We start from the raw sequence: 17,142 nt of genomic DNA, 5'->3' as shown, positions 1-17,142 counted from the left end.
AAACGTTCATTCCTCGGCAGGGTGGGACGAGACGACGAGGCCATCAGTCCGCGGGCATCGGACGCTCCGTTCTCACCTCCGACTTCCGGGCGGTCAGCGGTTGTCGACTGACGAGTTCGCAGTCGAACGCCGGATGCTCGGCCAGATGGCGCACGAGCATGTGTCGCCGCCCGCCGGTCAGTCCGGTCCGGCCGACGTCGTCGGCAGTGAATTCGGTGGGAAGTCGCTCGTAGAGTTCCTCCAACTCGGCGAAGCGCTCGAAGACCTTGCTGTGGCCCGCCGAGTTCGCGCTGCGTCTGGCGACGACGTAACTGCCGTCTTCGCGGTACTCGCCTGCGGTGCGGAAGAACTCCACCCGCTGATGGAGTGCCTCGCCGAGTGCTTCTCGTAACTCGACCGCCTCGCTTCGAGAGAGTCGGAACTCCTCGCCATCGAGTTCGACAACCAGTTCGGCACCGTCCGTCGTGACTGCTGTCTCGGTGTCCGAGACGCGGGTTTCACGCCGGGAGAATTTCTCGATCAGGAGCGTGGGTACTCCGTGTCATGTGACCGAGCGTTAGGTGTCGCCGTATGTAACTGTAGTGGTCAGGCAGGTGTCGGTGCAACCGAAGCGAGTCCACTCACTCCAGATGTTTCAAAACCAGCTTCCGGTCACGGAACTCCTCGGGCAGATTGGACGGAGAGAACCACCCCACATCGTCGACTTCTCCGGGCGTCTCGACGGCGTCGGCCGACGCGACCGACCCCTCTGCGGGTTCGCCGACGAAGACGAACACCGGAATCGGGAGCGTCTCGTCGTAGCCCAAATCGAGTTCCATCGTCAGGCGGTAGAGCGGTTCGACGACTGTCGGTGTGATTCCCGTCTCCTCGCGTACTTCCCGGCGAGCCGTCTCTGCGGGTGCCTCGTCGGGTTCGCCGGCCCCACCAGGGCTCTCCCAGTAGCCGCGGTGCGTCGACTCGACGGCGAGGATTCGCCCGTCGTCGTCGCGGGTGAGACAGCCTGCGGCGTAGGGGTAGAACTGCTCGTGAAACGCACGAAGGCTCTCCGGAAACGTGGTGTCGTCGTGCGGGAGCGGTGAGACGACGACCGACCCCTCGTCGGCGACGGGCCCCCACCGGTCTTCGACGTCCGTGGCGAGTGTCGCCGCGTGGTCGATGGCTTCGGTTCGGAGGCGACGGCGCGCGGACTCGTTCATACCCGGTCGTTTCGGTCCAGTGACGTGAACGCTCCGGCTACCCAACGAAGAGACCACGACACCTTTGGTTCGCTCGCTACCAGTACAGAGTATGAAGATTCGGGGAACCCGAGAGTGCAAGGACTGCGGTCACCAGTGGTCCTACTACGACACGGGGAGCGTGGCGTGTCCGAACTGCGAGAGTCTCCGAAGCATCGGCCTCGACGAACGAACCGAGCACACTGCCGGCGCGGGGACGCTGGACCTGACACCGCAACGAACCACACTCGGCGACGACGACGTCGACGTCGACGATATTGCGAGCGAGTTGAAGTCCACGTTGCGGGAGTACCTGCGACAACGGGGGTTCATCCACGGCGGCGAACTCCGGCCGCTCGACGACACGTTCCTCGCGGCCCACGAACTCCTGCAGACCGTTGACGTCTACGCCCGTACTCGTGACCCGACGGACGACGAACGACTGTACGTCCTCTCACTCGTCCGCGGTGCCGACCAGGGTGAACGTCCGAGCGTCGACGACGCGCCCGAGTCGATGCGTGCCGCTCGCGGGCTCGCCTACGCCAAAGCCGTCTCCGCGTACCGGCGCGACCTCGTCACGTGGCTGGAGGACCACCCCGACGCGAACGCGCGGACGACGCTCGGTGCGCTCGCAGACCACGTCAAACGCGCTGAGTCGCTCCAGGGCGACGTGTCACTGCAGACCTCCGAACGCATCGTCCAGACGGCCCGTGACCTCGGCGAGTATCTCGTCGACGGCGACGAGACGGCGCTGGTGACGGCACAGGACCGACTGTCGAGACTGGAGTAGATGTGGTGAGTACAAACCGAAAACGGGGGTCGAAAGTGGTTCGTCGAGGTGAAGGGACGAACCGGCCGAGAACGCTATCGACCCTCTTCGGGGAGTTCCTCGGCCCACTCTTCGGGGACGACGAGTAGTTGACTGTCTTCCCGAAGTGCGTCGGTGGTGATGAAGACGAGTCGAGTACCGGAGGTGACGGCCATCCCACCGCCGGCGACGCGGTCCCAGTGGTTCAAGACGACGTCGGGCACCGAGAGCATGCGCTCGTCGTCGACTTGGGTACTGCCGACGAATCGAAGTCCCGCTCCGTCCTGAATCGGGTCGTATAGCTGCGAGACGAGCACGGCATCGTCGGCTTCACGGACGCCCCAGAACACCTCCGCACCGAGGGCGAGTAGCCCCGTGTCGAAGACGTGCTGCGGCATCGGCAGTCGGTTCGAGTACTCGTTGAACGCCGCCGAACCCAGCCGTCTCGGTGACTCACGCTCGGGTATGTGTAGCTGTGTCGCCGTCTCCGGTGCGTGGGTTCCTGTCTCCACTTCTTCTTCGGGAGGTGCACGTTGCTCGCCGTCCTCGATTGGAATCGTCGTTCCCGCCTCGCCGTCGGAGGGGGTCGATGAACGAGTCGACCGTCGCCGGGCGAGCGTCGCGACTCCGAGTGCGGTGCCGAACCCCAGTCGGAGCAGGCCACCTGTCCGGTCGCCGCGGCGGAGAGACCGAACGCCGGCGACGACGCTCGCGACTGCACCGAGCGCGGTGGCCACCTCCGTCCGCTCTGCGCTCCGAACGTACCGCTTCCCCCGCGAGACGGACCGGCGTGCGGCCGCCGCGGGTGACCACCCGTCGCCTCGGGTCCGTGTTCCGGTCTCGCCCGCTCCTGGCTTACTCTCTGTTCGGCTCATGTCCTCTCTAGAGGTCGCCTGTGCTAATCAACTCGTATGCGAATTTGGTGAGTCAGGGCAGGTCGACGGCGACGTCCGTCTGGACGCCGGCGGCTTTGACCGTGTTGTAGAGGAGCATCGCGCGGGTCATCGGTCCGACACCACCGGGGACGGGCGTAATCCGGCCAGCGACGTCCTTCGCCGACTCGAACTCGACGTCACCGACGAGTTCGTATCCTTTGTCGGTGTCTGCGTCGACTCGGTTCACACCGACGTCGACCACCGTCGCGCCGTCTTTGAGCATGTCGCCGGTGACGAGTTCGGGGACGCCGACGGCGGCGACGACGATGTCGGCCTCACGGGTCTTCGCGGCGAGGTCCTTCGTGCGGGAGTGACAGACCGTCGTCGTCGCGTTGCCGAGGGGAGCCTTCTGGATGAGGAGGTTCGTCATCGGCTTGCCGACGATGTCCGAACGGCCGACGACGACGGCGTCTGCGCCCTCGGTCTCGACGTCGTAGGCTTCGAGCAGTTTCTGGATACCGTGCGGCGTGCAGGGTTTGTAGCGGGCGTTGCCGGCGACCATCCGCCCGACGTTCTCGGGGTGGAAGCCGTCGACGTCCTTCACGGGGTCGATGGCGCGGAGGACGCGCCGCTTGTCGACGTGGTCCGGGACGGGCATCTGGACGAGGATGCCGTGGACTTCGGGGTCGGCGTTCAACTCGTCGACGGTGTCGAACAGTTCTTCGGCGGGCGCGTCGGCGTCGATTTCGACGTGGATACCGTTGATACCCACCTCTTCGCAGTCGCGCTGTTTCATCGAGACGTACGTCTCGCTGGCGGGGTCGTCGCTCATCAGCACCGTCGCCAGCCCTGGCGTCGTACCTTCGGCTTTGAGTGTCTCGATGCCGTCGGCGAGGCCAGCGCGGACGTCGGCGGCGACCTCGTTGCCGTCGATGATGGTCGTCATACCTGAGAGGCGTGCGGCCACGTTCTTCAATGCTCGGGTTCGTGCCTATCTCGTCCGCTCAAAACCACGAAGTATACAGGAATGTGTATCGCCCCGCCGCGAATGTCACGGACACGTCTCGGCTGTCAGCGACTGTGCTCACTTCCCTGCCGGACTCCGCTCGTCGCGCCCGTCTCCAGGTGGACGACCGTACACAACACGCTCCGTCGAGTCGGTGTGCAGCGCCGAGACATCGGTGAATCGACGGCCGACTCGTCGATACGTTCGGCGGCGCGTGCGCAACTGTCGAATCGACAGACAGTCTGGACTCTCCGGTTCGGGAGCTAGAGCTATCCCTCTTGCATGCTACCAATACCCATGATTGGTGGACGATTACTCGATTCGTTCGTTCAGAGTCAGACACAAGACACACGACGGTTCGGTCGGTCGGTTCGCCAGCACACGTTGGACCTCGTTCGACATCCGGTTCGGACCGCCGTTCAGACGGCCGTGATGACCGGACTGTTCCTCTTCTTGTTCGTGCTCGTCACCAACCCCGAGGGGGTGGCGACACTCGTCGCTGGTGGGCCAATCGGCGTCGGCGACGTGCTGGCCGTCCTCCCGAACCCGCTCGTACTGGCTGCACTCGTGGTCGGACTCGTCGTCCTCGTCCTCGCCGCCACCGTCTCGGCGGACGTGAGCAACGACATGCGATATCAGTGAGCAACGACGGCAACGAAGAAACGAGCGACCGTTCGAGGCTGATTCGTCCTACTCGTACAGACCGAACTCGTCGGTGAGACCCTGCACGTCTTCGGCGACTTCCGCCAGCACGTCGGTGTCGTCGTGGTTGTCGACGACGCGGTAGATGAGGTCACCGACCTCTTTCGTCGCCTTCTCGTCGAAGCCACGGGTGGTCAGACCGGGCGTGCCGGCGCGGATACCGCTCGGGTTGAACGCCGAGCGCGTCTCGCCGGGGACGGTGTTGGCGTTGAGAACGATGCCCGTCGAGTCGAGGGCGTCCTCGGCGTCGCCGCCGGTCAGGTCCGGATGCGACTCCCGAAGGTCGACGAGCACGAGGTGGGTGTCGGTTCCCTCGGAGACGACTTTGAGACCGTGGTCTTGGAACGTCTCGGCCAGCGTCTCGGCGTTGTCGACGACCTGCTGCGCGTAGTCTTCGAACTCGGGCTGGAGCGCCTCTTTGAAGCCGACGGCCTTACCGGCGATGTTGTGCATGAGGGGGCCGCCCTGCGACCCGGGGAAGACGGCCTTGTCTACGTCGGAGGCGTACTCCTCGGAGGTCATGATGATGCCGCCGCGACCGGCGCGGATGGTCTTGTGCGTGCTCCCGGTGACGAAGTCGGCGACGCCGACGGGCGAGGGGTGGACGCCCGCGGCGACGAGACCCGTGATGTGGGCGATGTCGGCGAGGTGGTAGGCGTCGACGTCGTCGGCGACGTCCTGAATCGTCTCCCACTCGACGGCGCGCGGGTAGGCCGAGTAGCCCGAGACGATGATGTCCGGTTCGAACTCACGGGCTTTCTCTTCTAGCTCGTCGTAGTCGATGTAGCCCGTCTCGGGGTCGACGTGGTACTGTTCGACGTCGAAGAGTTGGCCGGTGAAGTTCGCGGGGTGGCCGTGGCTGAGGTGGCCACCGTGGGTGAGGTCCAAGGACAGAATCTTGTCGCCAGGGTCGAGCATGGCGAGGTAGACGCCCATGTTCGCCTGCGTGCCGGAGTGTGGCTGGACGTTGACGTGTTCTGCACCCCAGAGTTCTTTCGCGCGGTCGATAGCGAGGTTCTCGACTTCGTCGGCGTACGTACAGCCGGCGTAGTAGCGCTTGCCGGGATACCCCTCGGCGTACTTGTTCGTGAGGACGGAACTCTGTGCTTCGAGCACCGCTTTCGAGACGTGGTTCTCGGAGGCGATCATCGCGAGCGTGTCGCGTTGTCGGTCGACTTCACCTTCGAGCGCGTCGGCGACGGCCGGGTCGACGTCCCGGACGTGACTGTAGTCCATGTCGACTCTCGGTAACACGGGCACAAGAATATGGGTGCTTTCGGCACGATTTCCCGTGTCGATAGAGATTTACGTATCCCATGGAAGCTTTCAACGACCGGGCATGATAGAGGTGGATTCGACCGAGACGGGGGTACGCGCTGTCGATTCCGCCAAAACCTCCATGCAGGTGGACGTGACCGATTGGACGCCACACGACAAACAGCGGTCGCTCTCTCGGCCCGTCGACGCAACGCTCACGGGGACGGCGTCAGAACTTCGCTTTCCGCCGGTACTCGTCGTCGTCGAACAACTCGACACCGACACCCAGTTCGAACTCGGGAGCGATGTCGGACCCGTCGACCTCCCATCCGCACAGTACCTCGTTCGCGTCGAAAGCGGCATCCTAGCCTACGTGCGCTTCGATGGGGCCGCACGACTCGAAAAGCCGGGGTACGAACAGGCAGTGCTCTCGTTTGACGACATAACGGAGGTGACGCTCGGATTCCGCAGTCGCGTAGAGTCACCCCCCGAGACGATAACCGTCCCCAAAACGACCGACGGTCTAGCGACCGCCCTCTCGTTGCTCTCTGCTGGCTACCGGACGACGACTCCCGACCGCTCGTTCCCGACGATGCACGGGCACCCACCACTTATCGAACTCGGCGACGAACTCGACGTTCCCGACGCCGTCGTCGAGCAACGGGAGGCCGTCGACGTGACGCTGACGGTTCCACCACGTTTCGACTATCTCTTTCCGGCGTCGTCGTTGGCACACTATCTCGGAGCGACGGTCCGAACCGAGTCGAACGTGACGCCGACGCTTCGCACGCCCGACCAGACGTGGGAACTCCCACCGCTCCCGGAGTTTCCCCGAGAGTGTGCGGCGCTCCTTCGGCGAGTGTTCATGCTCGACTGTCTGGTTCGAAACGCCGGACCGCACGGGACCGACCTCGAAGAGATGCGGCATCTGGACACGCTCGGATTGAACGCCGACCGCCTGTACGACCGCTCTCTCGCCGCCCGACTCGACGCGTACATCGAGACGCCGTTCGAGCGAGTCTCCGACGAACTTCCGCAGTGGCATCTCTCGATGTACGTCGACCCGACTCTCGACCACGTCGAGACGCTGCCGTCTCTGTTGCGGACACTCCCGAACGTGTTTCTCCCGTCGTCTGAACCGCTCTCGGGGAGCGAACGACTGACACGCTCGCTCGACGACTTCTACCGCCAGCGGGAGGCGAGTGTCTCGGTCGACCTCGTCGACCCCGACCTCGGCCCCGGACGAGTTCACGGTTGGCTCGCCCCCGGTGTCCCCATCGACGTGTTCAAAGCGGTTCCCGGCGCGTACACGAACCGACTCAAGTATCACCAACAGGTGTCCGAGTCGATGTCAGTCGTCGCGGTGCTCAACGACAACGAGATGGCCCAGGAACACGCCGAGGCCGCACGCATCTACCGTGAACGGGCGACCGAGTTGGACCTCGACATCACCGTTCGTGAGCATCTCTCGACCGACGAACTCGCCGAGGTGTTCGAGACCCCGTCCGACCTCGTTCACTACATCGGCCACTGTGAGGAGTCTGGACTTCGGTGTCGAGACGGACATCTCTCGATATCGAGCCTCGACGAGTCACACGCCCAGTCGTTCTTCCTCAACGCGTGTGGGTCGTTCCACGAAGGTGTCGAACTCGTCAAAAAGGGGAGCGTCGCTGGCGCGGTGACGTTCAACAAAGTCCTCGACAGTCAGGCCGTTCGTGTCGGGACGGTGTTCGTTCGACTCTTGATGAACGGGTTCTGCATCGAGCGGGCGCTTCGCCTCGCACGGCGGCGAATCATGACGGGGAAAGACTACGCCGTCGTCGGCGACGGAACACACACGCTCGCACAGGGCGAGAACTACGTTCCGGCAGAGGCAGCACTCTCTCACCGTCCCGATGGGGCGTTCGACTTGCAGTACGAGGTGTTCTCGCCCTCCGCACACGGCGGTTACTTTCAACCACGCCTCCCGGATACCGAGCAGTCACATCTCATCGGTCAGGCGACGTCTCACCGACTCGACCGGGACACACTCGTTGAGTTTCTGAACCTCGCCAACGCACCGGTCGTCTACGATGGCGACATTCACTGGTCGAAAGAGTTGGTCCTCTCCTCCGACGAGTGAGTGTCGGACTCACGTCTCATGGACCCGTTCCCGAATCGTGACCCGAGTTCGGTTCGACCGTCGGGTCGCCGAGTTCCAGGGGCGTGGTCGTCTCGGCACTCACAGTCCCTTGTACTGCGATAGCTAGTACGAGGAGTACGATCGTGAGGACGAGTCGAGGATGCCGAGCGACGAACGGAACGATGGATGCAAACACTGGTCGAGAGCTCACCTCTATCTGTGGCATACGTTACCGCTGAGCACCAGTCAGATATAATTGTTGCCCAACATGAACGGATTCAATAATATATCGAAAAATAACAGTCTTCTATCGCACGTTTTTGCTCGTATAAGCGCCTAGCTCTCGGGCTTCCTCCAACTCTCTTGCGGTAATATTAAATATCTCAAGTGCTATTATGACCGTAGAACAATGAGCTCGAATTTACTAGAACACCAAATCGAGGATATCATCAGGACTGTCCTCTCCGACGCAGACGACGATCTCCTCATCGTCGACCCCTCGGCTGACACGATCGAAGAACTCGTCGACGTTGCAACAGAGTTCGACGACGACCTCCCGACGATTCGACTGGTCGCCGACGAGGGCGTACTGAAAGATGTCATGGACGACTTCATCGTCGCCAGCAACGCTGCAGACCTCATCGACGCCGGTGTCCTCACGATGCGGACGAGCGAAGAGAGCGCCGACAACGCACTGCTCATCACCGCCGACGCCGTGATGGCGCTCGTCAGCGCTGGCGACCACGTCGCCGCCCTGACGACGGACGACGGATCGTTCGTCGACAGCGCATCCGAGACGTACGGTGCCCTCTTCGAGTCGGCACCAGACTTCAAACTCCGCACGCCGGCTATCTCACGTGTTCGCGACACACTCCGCTCGGAGATCGGCGACGAGACCGAGACGGACTTCAACAACGTGCTCGCCTCGCTGGAGACGGCCCGCGGTGACGGTAACGGCCTCGACGAGGTCACCATCAGTCTCCTCGTCGCCGCGAAGAACGACGTGCTCCTCTACGACATCTCGAAGTGGGGCGAAGACGTCGGCATCGCGAGCAAGGCTACCTTCTCGCGGACGAAGACGAAACTCGAAGATATGGGCCTCATCGACACCGAGAAGGTTCCCATCGACGTCGGCCGTCCACGCCTCCGTCTCAAACTCGGCGACGACCGCCTGCGCGGTGCCAGCACCGACCAACTCGCCGGTGTCGCTCAGAGCCTCCTGAACTGAGCGAACTGACACGATTTCTCGCTTTTTCTCCTGTCGAGCGACGCGTCCGTCGCGGTCTTCTCGATTTGTTCTCTCCTCCGCCAGACATCGACCCCTCGGCAACTTTCGGGAGATATATTTTCACACACTTCTTCTAATATATTCAATAGCCAATAGAAATTTAACCACGTGATACTGCGAAGAGAGTGTGCAACGACGGACATTCATCGGCGCACTCGCGGCGGCATCGGCAACCGGACTCTCGACGCGTGCAGCGGAGCGTGTCACGGCGGCATCCGGGCAACTCGACTCACTCGTGTTCGACTCGACGTCGAGTCTCGTCGGTGAGACTGGCGGTGAGTTGACTGACTCGTCCGTTATCGCCGTCTGGGCAGAGGACACGGCGACCAACGCAGACAGCGACGGGGCCGGTGACGCGACGCTCTACGGCGACTCGGTTCCGATTCCACTCGTCGCCAGCGAAGACGGTGTCGTCGGTCTCGGCTCCATACTCGTCGAGGGTGGGATGGACTGGCAGTACGGATCCGAAGAGTTCCTCCTGAACGTGTGGGACGCCGAAGTTGGAAGCGGAACGGTTCTGTGGGACGAGAGTCACGGCCAGTACTACACACTCTCGACCGTCTCGGAGTTCCACACCTACGCCGAGAACAACGGCTACGACGTACAGGCGACCACGAACCTCTCGGCGGACCTCTCGACGGCCGACGCCGTCGTCGTCACGTCGCCAGGGTCGTCGTTCACCACTGCCGAGCTAGACGAACTCGCAGACTTCGTCGCCGGCGGTGGGACGCTGTTCCTCCACGACCAGTCGGACTACTCCAACTACGACGAGACGGCCAACCTCAACGACGTCCCGAGCGAACTCGGTCTCTCGTTTCGGTTCAACGACGACGAGGTGGTGGACACTACCTCGAACGCCGGTGGCGACTACAAACCCGTCACTGACGAGTTCAACACTGCCTTCGACTACTTCACCGACCGCGCGGGACTCGAACTCGACCCGTCGAAGACGTACACGGGACAAGTGCAAGAGGTCCTCGACGGCGACACGGTGAAGGTCCCCCTCGACGGCACCGTCGAGAACATCCGTATCCTCGGTATCGACACGCCGGAGAAAGCCACGAATAGTGGGGCAGAGCGCGTCGAGGAGTGGGAGGGCATCGAAGACCTGAGTTACCTGCAGACGTGGGGGTCGAACGCGACGACGTTCGGCAAAGACGAACTCAGCGGAAAGACGGTCGATGTCACGTTCGACTCCGAGGAGCCGATTCGCGACGCGTACGGCCGTGTTCTCGGGTACATCTACTACGATGCGGGAAGCGGCAGTCGTGATACGCTCTACAACGAGGAGGCGGTACGGACGGGACACGCTCGCGTCTACGACTCCGGGTTCGCGAAGCACGATTCGTTCCGTGCTGCCGAAGAGACGGCCCGGACGAACGGCGTCGGTCTCTGGGCGCAGAGCGACCCCGACAACTCTACGTCGATTCGGAACCGCGCCGTCGACGACTTGTTCTTCCCCCGTGCGGCGAGCGTTCGGACGACGGGAGGAGCAATCGACCCGAGTCGCGTCCCCGTTACCGCCGCGTCGACGACGAACCAAACGCTCGACGGCGGCGTCTCGTACGCAGATATCCCGCTCGTCGGTGTCGATGAATCCGCTCGGACGGCTGTCGTCGGGGCGGAACTCGTCGACGAGAGCTACGAGTCGGCCGAAGGCTACGCCGTCGACACCTCGACCTACGAGAACTTCGTCTTCTTGACGAACCTCGCTGACTCCCTCTCGTCGAACGCGGGTGACGTCCTCGTCGACGGCGGCCACGGCCAGTTCAGTAGCGACTTCGGCCTCTCGGTCGAGGACACCGCGTACTACATGCGCTATCTCGAAGGGCAGGACATCGGCCTCGAAGGTGTCAACGACATCACCGCGAGCAACCTCGACGGTGTTCGTGCGCTCGTCATCACCTCGCCAGCCGACGCCTACACGCAGGGCGAACGCGACGCCGTCGCCTCGTTCGCCGCCGACGGTGGTGCAGTCGTCCTCGTCGGAAGCGGCTGGGCCTCGACGGACGCACGCACGAACCTCAACGACGTCGCTGCGGCGGTCGGTACCGACCTTCGCGTGAACGCCGACTCTCTCACTGACGACACGAACAACGTCGACGGCGACGCTCAAGTCATCACCACGACGGACTTCGACACGTCGTTCCCTCTCTTTGACGCCTACGACGGAAGCACCGGGGATGGCGGAAGCGGCAGTGCGGACGTCGTCGTCTCACAGATTCACGAAGACGCCGCTGGCAACGACAACACCAACCTGAACGACGAGTACGTCGTCTTCGAGAATCAGGGAACCGCGGCTGCCGACGTGACCGGGTGGGAAGTGCAAGACGAAGTCGGGAAGACGTACACCTTCGGGTCGTTCACACTCGACGCTGGTGCGACGGTGACGCTCCATACTGGCTCCGGGACGGATACCGACACGGACCTCTACTGGGGGAAGGGTGGGGCAGTCTGGAACAACGGTGGAGACACGGTCTTCCTCTACGACGCAAGCGGGACGCTCGTGACTTCGACGTCGTACTGACTCTGACTCGGCGACCGGTCCGACGAACCGGCGCGGTCACACCGCTCACTGTCCGTGGAGCGAACAGGCGACACCGATTCTGTCCGTCTATCCTGTCGCACGCGGTGTCGCACACCCGCGAAACGTGCTTCGGTGGGCCTCAGGTCACGGCGGCGATGGTCGCGTCTTCGGTGATAAACACTCGCACGACCGTGGGTGAACGATGACCGTCGCCGACACCCGACGCTTTTTCTCCCTCTCGGCCGACCACGTGCCCATGCACATCGGTCTCGTCGGGAGCGGTCCGGCCGCAGCGGCGGCCCGGGCGGCGTTCACCGACATCGACACGACGGTCACGGAGACGGTGGCCACCGACCTCAGTGACGTAGACTTGGGGGTCGTCGTCGCACCTGCTGGTAGCGACAGTTTCGTAACGGCGAACGAACACGCCGAGCAGTGGGTCGCCGTCGAAATCGGCGGACTCGGTGGCCACGCCCTCGACGACGTCGACGCCGGAATCTCTGTGTTCTCCGGCGATTCTGGATGTTACCACTGTCTCCGTGCGCGCGTCGCCTCCAACCTCGATGCGGCCGCCGACCGCCCTCGCGGCGACCGAAGTGCGGTCCGTCTCGCGGGTGCAGTCGCCGGACGGCGCGCGGTTCGACTCCTCTCGGGAGAGTCTCTGGGAGGGACCGTCGTCGAAGTTCCCGGGACCGAGCGAGCGTTCCTCCCCGTTCCGGGCTGTGACTGTGGCGAGCGGCCCGCTCGTGCGTTCGAGCGAACTCACCGCGACGTCGCCGTCGACGACTCGCTTGCCCGCGCGGAGCAGGGACTCGACGACCGACTCGGCCTCGTCCGGCAGGTCGGCGAACGCGAGTCGTTCCCGGTCCCGTACTACCTCGCACAGACCGCCGACACCGCCGTGTTCAGCGACGCGCGCGCCGCCGAGTTCGCGGCGGGCGTCGACCCCGACTGGGACCGCGCGTTCATGAAGGCGCTCGGTGAGGGACTCGAACGGTACAGCGCGGGCGTCTACCGAGGACGAGAGTTCACGACTGCACCCGAAGCGAACCTCGCACGCGCGGTGTCGCCTCGACGGTTCGTCCGACCCGACGGCTACAGCGTTCCGGACCCTGAGACACCGACGCAGTGGGTCGAGGGAGTGGACCTCGCCACCGACGAGGAGGCGTTACTCCCCGCGGAGTACGTCCAGTTCCCGCCGCCGGGTGCGGAGTCCTCGCGCACGAAACCCGCAATTACGACCGGACTCGGGTTGGGGAACTCGCCGGTCGAGGCACTGCTGTCGGGACTCTACGAAGTGCTGGAACGCGACGCGACGATGCTGGCGTGGTACTCGACGTTCGACCCGCTCGGACTCGCCGTCGACGACCCGGTGTTCGACGAACTCGTCGGGCGAGCACGCGCGGAGAACCTCACCGTGACGCCGCTGCTCGTGACACAGGATGTCGACGTACCGGTCGTCGCCGTGGCCGTCCACCGCGATGGACACGAAGAGGAGTGGCCGCAGTTCGCGATGGGGTCGGGCGCGAACCTCGATGCGACGGCGGCCGCCCGGTCTGCGCTCGCCGAAGCACTCCAGAACTGGATGGAACTACGCACCATGGGTGTCGAGCAGGCGTCGGCCGAAGAAGGTGCCATCGGCGAGTACGCCGACTTCCCGGCGACTGCCCGGCAGTTCGTCGACGTCGACAGCACGCTCTCCGCCGCCGCCGTCGGCGGCGCGAACGTCGAGCCTATCGGCGGCGTCGAAGAGTTGGAGACGGTCGTCGAACGCGTCACCGACGCCGGACTCGACGCGTACGCGGCCCGACTGACGCCACGCGACGTCGAACGGTTGGGGTTCGAGGCGATGCGCGTCGTGAGTCCACAGGCGCAACCGCTTTTCACGGGTGACTCGTTCTTCGGCGAGCGTGCACGGACAGTTCCGGAGTCGATGGGGTTCGAACCACGACTCGACGGGCCGTACCACCCGTACCCTTAGACGGAGAAGTCGAGTTCGCGGAGAGCGCGAATCACTGGTGGAATTCCGTCCTCCGCTGCCGTGATGGAGACGAACACGCCGCGCTCCGAGAGCGGGTCCCACGCCATCAACTGTGTCGACTCTTCGAAGGCACGAACGGTGACTTGGAGCTCACCGAGCAGATGCGAGAGTTCGTCGAACCCGTGTGTTCGAAGCTGTTCGTCGACGAGGATGTTCACCATGTCGGCGATAGTTCCGGAGTCGTACTCCGCTCTCACGTCGTCTTGGATGTACGCGACGACGTAGTTCTCGGCGGCGAAGTTTCCCCAGAAGACGCCCCGTAGGTCTGCGCCCAGTTCGTCTCGGAGCGTTGCGACGAGCGTGTCGACTTGGTCTCTCATGCGACGGCTAACTCCCAGGTAGAATATATGTCTTTCAATCGAGAGCGTCGGGTGTGCTCAGACGCAAACGTCGGGCGCGTTCAGACGCCGAACGTCGCGCGGAGCATGTCGCGCGTTCCCGGACCGAGGCCAACGGCCAAGATTGCGATGAGCAACAGTATGGTGTAGCGCGGACTCTCCTCGAATATCTCCTCTTCGAACACCCAGACGACGAGCGTCGCCGCGAGAAGCTTCACGAGGAGGAACGGCCACGCGTCGCCCGTGACTGCTAACACCGACTCTGGGAGCGTCGCCCCCGTGAAGTCGACGATGGCCTTGTTGACGGGGTGTTTCGGCACGAGATTTCGGCCCGCACCGAGCGCCGTCATGAAGTCGAGACCGACGACGTTGGCGACGCCGTCGATGGCGTGTCCCCAGATGATGACGAACCCGATAGTTCCCGTCCCCTTGTTAATCTCCGGCGCGAACCGTTCGATGAGCCACCACGTCACCGCCGCCGACAGCGTCGCACCGACGAGGATGACCGTGATGACCTGCGGGTAGAAGGTGACGCCGTTGGACCCCGTCGCGGCGAGAACGCCGAGGTAGCCGACGGTGACGGCGAGTGCGGCCGCCCCGAAGCCGAACAGCGGTTTCGTGTAGTCGTCGATGGTACCGTTCCGTTCGAGCGCGACGCTGACGACGACGGCACCGAGCGTAATCACGAAGACGGTGACGTAGATGACGGGGCTGATGACGAGTGTGTTCCACGGGTAAGAGATGAGCGCCTCTGCACCGCCAGTGTCGTTGGCGTCCTCGACGACGCGGAGGGCACCGCCGAACAGCATGAACGGGAAGAGTGCGAAGAAGAACTCTCTGTCCGTCCCGATGTCGAGTCGACGGAGCAGGAAGACGATGCCGATGAGCGCGAGCAACAGGACGACGATGTAGCCGACTTCGGAGACCAGTGTGTAGCCGGGATAGGCGACCGGTTCGGGCGCGGCGGCACACGCACTCGTACTGGAGAGATACTCGGTCACACCGCCCTGTCGGACGGCACAGACGGCCGAGTTGGCGTCGGCTTCGACCGGTCCCCAGAAGTAGTGCCAGATGAAGTTGTCGTAGACGATACGAGGGAGGAGCAGAGAGCCACCGACGAGTGCGACGAGGAGTGCGAGAATCGTCCCGCCCCACAGTCGCTCGGAGTCGACGCCGAGGCGTTCGCTGACCGTAGCCATACCGCAACTGGTGATGCGCCCGGAGTTGAGGGTTCCGGTCTCGTGCGTTTCGAGCGCGTCGGCGTCGGTGAATCGTGTTCACGACGTCGCTACCGTGCCGAACTCACACCCGACTCATACTCGACTTACACTCGACTCACAACGGCAGACACTCGTCTTCGTAGTCGGTGCCGAGGATGACCATCGTCTGCGACCGAGAGAAGCCATCCATCGCCGCGATATGTTCGAACATCAGTTCGCGGAGGTGGTCGGTGTCGTGAGCGAAGATTCGGAGGACGACGTCCCACTCGCCGGTGGTGAGATGGACTTCCTGGACGCCGTCGAGTTCGCGGAGCTGTTCGAGCGTCTGCTCCTCGTGGCCCTGTTCGACCGTCAGCCCGACCAACGCCGACGTGCCGTAGCCGACCGCTTTCGGGTCGACAGTGGCGTGATACCCCGTGATGACGCCAGCCTCTTCCATCCGTCCGACCCGGTCGTGGACCGTCGCACTCGACATCTCGATACGGCGGGCGATTTCGCTGAACGGGGTGCGAGCGTCTGCTTGGAGGATGCGGAGAATCGCCCGGTCCGTGTCGTCGAGTTCCATACCGTGGGAGAGTTCGACCGGCGACTTTGCCCTTGCGGATGCCGCAGTGTCTCTCAGTTCGTCCGTCACGTCTCTCGGTGAGGCTTGCGACGAGATATGTGCCGCGCGCCAGGACGCGTGCAGACAGGTGCCGTTCAGTCGTCTACACCACCACGGCTTCTGTGTCGCACGCGACGAGACGCGTGCAGACAGGTACCGTTCAGTCGTCTAACCCCTCGATGGCACGCGCCGCCTCCAACACGTCGTCGTGGACGGCACCGTTCGAGGCGACGAGACCCGTCGAGTCGTGTCGCCAGCGGTTCCCGTGGAGGTCGGTGACGGTGCCGCCGGCTTGTCGAATCATGTGGACGCCGGCGATAGTGTCCCACGGGTTGGTCTGTTCGTTCGTAATCGTCCCTTCGAGCGACCCAGAAGCGACCATCGAGAGCGTCACCTGCGCGGACCCGAATCGACGAAGGTCGCCGAAGCGTTCGACGATAGCCCGCGTCGCCGCCGCGTACTCCTCGCGGTGGTCGAAGTCCCACCAGAACGTCGGGACGACTGTTGCTCGTTCGGGGTCGGAGACGTCGCTCACGCTGACGGATGTCCCGTTCAGATATGCGCCGTCGGCGTCGGCGGTGTAGACGTCGCCGCAGGCAGGGAGGACGTTCGCCGAAGCAACCGGTTCGCCGTCGCGAGTCGCGGCGACGGACGTCGCCCAGACGCGGATGTTCCGCACGAAGTTGTTCGTCCCGTCGATGGGGTCGACGACCCACGCGGGACCGTCGTCCGGAACCTCTTTTCGGGCCTCCCCTTCCTCGCCGACGACGGTGTCGTCGGCGAACGACTCCTCGACGACTTCGATGACTCGTCGTTGTGTGTCGCGGTCGGCTTGGGTGACGACGTCCGTCTTTCCGTCCTTCGTCTCGACGTCGATTCCCTGGCGAAACGCGGCCGCTGCGACTGCTGCGCCCGCTTCGGCGGCACGCACGGCGACCGTTGCCCGGTCTGCGTCCTCACTCATGTTGCTGACTCTGTAGGTCTGTACTGTATAAACGTCGGTTTCGAGTCGGCTGAGTAACGGGTTGACGGTAGACGACAGCGTCGACTACGCACTCGTAGATATGTGAAAAGCGAGAATCACGACTTGGACCCAGACGAGAGACGTTTTCAACAGCCCCTACGACTCGTCCGTCCTCG

16 protein-coding genes are annotated in these 17,142 nt (G+C 63.7%); 6 read left to right on the top strand and 10 right to left on the bottom strand.

The features are described 5' to 3' along the window. Positions 1-43: 43 nt before the first annotated feature. Entirely contained in the window at positions 44-448 is a 405-nt protein-coding gene (locus BM083_RS07695; protein WP_089867903.1) for a DUF7528 family protein, read from the bottom strand. Positions 449-620: 172 nt separating this feature from the next. Then, a complete protein-coding gene (locus tag BM083_RS07690; RefSeq protein ID WP_089867899.1) occupies positions 621-1,196 on the bottom strand; it encodes an NUDIX hydrolase in 576 nt (191 codons plus the stop codon). Positions 1,197-1,287: 91 nt separating this feature from the next. Between BM083_RS07690 and BM083_RS07685 the strand changes: the two genes are divergently transcribed. Next, positions 1,288-2,004, top strand: coding sequence for a DUF7117 family protein (locus tag BM083_RS07685; protein ID WP_089867896.1), 717 nt, complete (start codon positions 1,288-1,290; stop codon positions 2,002-2,004). Positions 2,005-2,078: 74 nt separating this feature from the next. On the opposite strand, the gene BM083_RS07680 is transcribed toward BM083_RS07685, so the two are convergent. Further along, positions 2,079-2,897: a hypothetical protein gene (locus tag BM083_RS07680; RefSeq protein WP_089867892.1), complete on the bottom strand. Its 819-nt coding sequence runs from the start codon at positions 2,895-2,897 to the stop codon at positions 2,079-2,081. A 52-nt stretch (positions 2,898-2,949) separates the two neighbouring features. Continuing rightward, complete coding sequence (locus BM083_RS07675) at positions 2,950-3,843, bottom strand: bifunctional methylenetetrahydrofolate dehydrogenase/methenyltetrahydrofolate cyclohydrolase (RefSeq protein ID WP_049893834.1); 894 nt, start codon at positions 3,841-3,843, stop codon at positions 2,950-2,952. Positions 3,844-4,200: 357 nt separating this feature from the next. On the opposite strand from BM083_RS07675, the gene BM083_RS07665 reads away from it, so the two are divergent. After that, positions 4,201-4,545 (top strand): hypothetical protein, encoded by a 345-nt coding sequence (locus tag BM083_RS07665; protein ID WP_089867885.1) that lies wholly within the window; start codon positions 4,201-4,203, stop codon positions 4,543-4,545. Between the two features lie 48 nt (positions 4,546-4,593). Here the strand turns inward: BM083_RS07665 and glyA are convergent, their stop codons facing one another. Then, on the bottom strand, positions 4,594-5,841 hold the full coding sequence (gene glyA / locus BM083_RS07660; protein WP_089867882.1) for a serine hydroxymethyltransferase: 1,248 nt from the start codon (positions 5,839-5,841) through the stop codon (positions 4,594-4,596). Between the two features lie 103 nt (positions 5,842-5,944). Here glyA and BM083_RS07655 point away from each other — a divergent pair, with 103 nt between their 5' ends. Next, entirely contained in the window at positions 5,945-7,984 is a 2,040-nt protein-coding gene (locus BM083_RS07655) for a hypothetical protein (RefSeq protein WP_089867878.1), read from the top strand. A 16-nt stretch (positions 7,985-8,000) separates the two neighbouring features. On the opposite strand, the gene BM083_RS07650 is transcribed toward BM083_RS07655, so the two are convergent. After that, positions 8,001-8,210, bottom strand: coding sequence for a hypothetical protein (locus BM083_RS07650; protein WP_089867875.1), 210 nt, complete (start codon positions 8,208-8,210; stop codon positions 8,001-8,003). A 183-nt stretch (positions 8,211-8,393) separates the two neighbouring features. Here BM083_RS07650 and tbsP point away from each other — a divergent pair, with 183 nt between their 5' ends. The 3 genes from tbsP to BM083_RS07635 all read left to right on the top strand — a co-directional run bounded on the left by tbsP (position 8,394) and on the right by BM083_RS07635 (position 13,780). Further along, a complete protein-coding gene (gene tbsP / locus BM083_RS07645; RefSeq protein ID WP_009367427.1) occupies positions 8,394-9,212 on the top strand; it encodes a transcriptional regulator TbsP in 819 nt (272 codons plus the stop codon). A 187-nt stretch (positions 9,213-9,399) separates the two neighbouring features. Then, positions 9,400-11,799 carry a DUF4350 domain-containing protein gene (locus tag BM083_RS07640; protein WP_089867873.1) on the top strand — a complete coding sequence of 800 codons (2,400 nt, stop codon included), beginning with the start codon at positions 9,400-9,402 and terminating at the stop codon, positions 11,797-11,799. A 256-nt stretch (positions 11,800-12,055) separates the two neighbouring features. Further along, the gene (locus BM083_RS07635) at positions 12,056-13,780 is read left to right on the top strand and encodes a YcaO-like family protein (protein ID WP_089868443.1); all 1,725 of its coding nucleotides are present in this window, start codon (positions 12,056-12,058) and stop codon (positions 13,778-13,780) included. Here BM083_RS07635 and BM083_RS07630 read toward each other — a convergent pair. The 4 genes from BM083_RS07630 to BM083_RS07615 all read right to left on the bottom strand — a co-directional run bounded on the left by BM083_RS07630 (position 13,777) and on the right by BM083_RS07615 (position 16,966). Continuing rightward, positions 13,777-14,160: a DUF7522 family protein gene (locus BM083_RS07630; RefSeq protein WP_089867869.1), complete on the bottom strand. Its 384-nt coding sequence runs from the start codon at positions 14,158-14,160 to the stop codon at positions 13,777-13,779. The two genes, BM083_RS07635 and BM083_RS07630, sit on opposite strands and share 4 nt — an antisense overlap. 80 nt (positions 14,161-14,240) lie before the next feature. Beyond that, the gene (locus tag BM083_RS07625; protein WP_089867866.1) at positions 14,241-15,377 is read right to left on the bottom strand and encodes a DUF63 family protein; all 1,137 of its coding nucleotides are present in this window, start codon (positions 15,375-15,377) and stop codon (positions 14,241-14,243) included. A gap of 136 nt (positions 15,378-15,513) precedes the next feature. Beyond that, positions 15,514-15,963 (bottom strand): Lrp/AsnC family transcriptional regulator, encoded by a 450-nt coding sequence (locus tag BM083_RS07620; protein ID WP_009367434.1) that lies wholly within the window; start codon positions 15,961-15,963, stop codon positions 15,514-15,516. A 199-nt stretch (positions 15,964-16,162) separates the two neighbouring features. Further along, a complete protein-coding gene (locus BM083_RS07615; RefSeq protein WP_089867863.1) occupies positions 16,163-16,966 on the bottom strand; it encodes an inositol monophosphatase family protein in 804 nt (267 codons plus the stop codon). Positions 16,967-17,142 lie beyond the last annotated feature (176 nt).

It is taken from the genome of Halogranum rubrum, assembly GCF_900114455.1.
Taxonomy (GTDB): domain Archaea; phylum Halobacteriota; class Halobacteria; order Halobacteriales; family Haloferacaceae; genus Halogranum; species Halogranum rubrum.
This window is presented reverse-complemented; position numbering and strand designations above follow the sequence as displayed.

Bases quoted from the DNA above. Each gene is read 5' to 3' on its own strand.
- BM083_RS07630 (WP_089867869.1), bottom strand. From the start codon at position 14,160: ATGAGAGACCAAGTCGACACGCTCGTCGCAACGCTCCGAGACGAACTG.
- glyA (WP_089867882.1), bottom strand. From the start codon at position 5,841: ATGGACTACAGTCACGTCCGGGACGTCGACCCGGCCGTCGCCGACGCG.
- BM083_RS07625 (WP_089867866.1), bottom strand. From the start codon at position 15,377: ATGGCTACGGTCAGCGAACGCCTCGGCGTCGACTCCGAGCGACTGTGG.
- BM083_RS07680 (WP_089867892.1), bottom strand. From the start codon at position 2,897: ATGAGCCGAACAGAGAGTAAGCCAGGAGCGGGCGAGACCGGAACACGG.
- BM083_RS07685 (WP_089867896.1), top strand. From the start codon at position 1,288: ATGAAGATTCGGGGAACCCGAGAGTGCAAGGACTGCGGTCACCAGTGG.
- tbsP (WP_009367427.1), top strand. From the start codon at position 8,394: ATGAGCTCGAATTTACTAGAACACCAAATCGAGGATATCATCAGGACT.
- BM083_RS07635 (WP_089868443.1), top strand. From the start codon at position 12,056: ATGCACATCGGTCTCGTCGGGAGCGGTCCGGCCGCAGCGGCGGCCCGG.
- BM083_RS07655 (WP_089867878.1), top strand. From the start codon at position 5,945: ATGATAGAGGTGGATTCGACCGAGACGGGGGTACGCGCTGTCGATTCC.
- BM083_RS07690 (WP_089867899.1), bottom strand. From the start codon at position 1,196: ATGAACGAGTCCGCGCGCCGTCGCCTCCGAACCGAAGCCATCGACCAC.
- BM083_RS07620 (WP_009367434.1), bottom strand. From the start codon at position 15,963: ATGGAACTCGACGACACGGACCGGGCGATTCTCCGCATCCTCCAAGCA.
- BM083_RS07665 (WP_089867885.1), top strand. From the start codon at position 4,201: ATGATTGGTGGACGATTACTCGATTCGTTCGTTCAGAGTCAGACACAA.
- BM083_RS07675 (WP_049893834.1), bottom strand. From the start codon at position 3,843: ATGACGACCATCATCGACGGCAACGAGGTCGCCGCCGACGTCCGCGCT.
- BM083_RS07615 (WP_089867863.1), bottom strand. From the start codon at position 16,966: ATGAGTGAGGACGCAGACCGGGCAACGGTCGCCGTGCGTGCCGCCGAA.
- BM083_RS07650 (WP_089867875.1), bottom strand. From the start codon at position 8,210: ATGCCACAGATAGAGGTGAGCTCTCGACCAGTGTTTGCATCCATCGTT.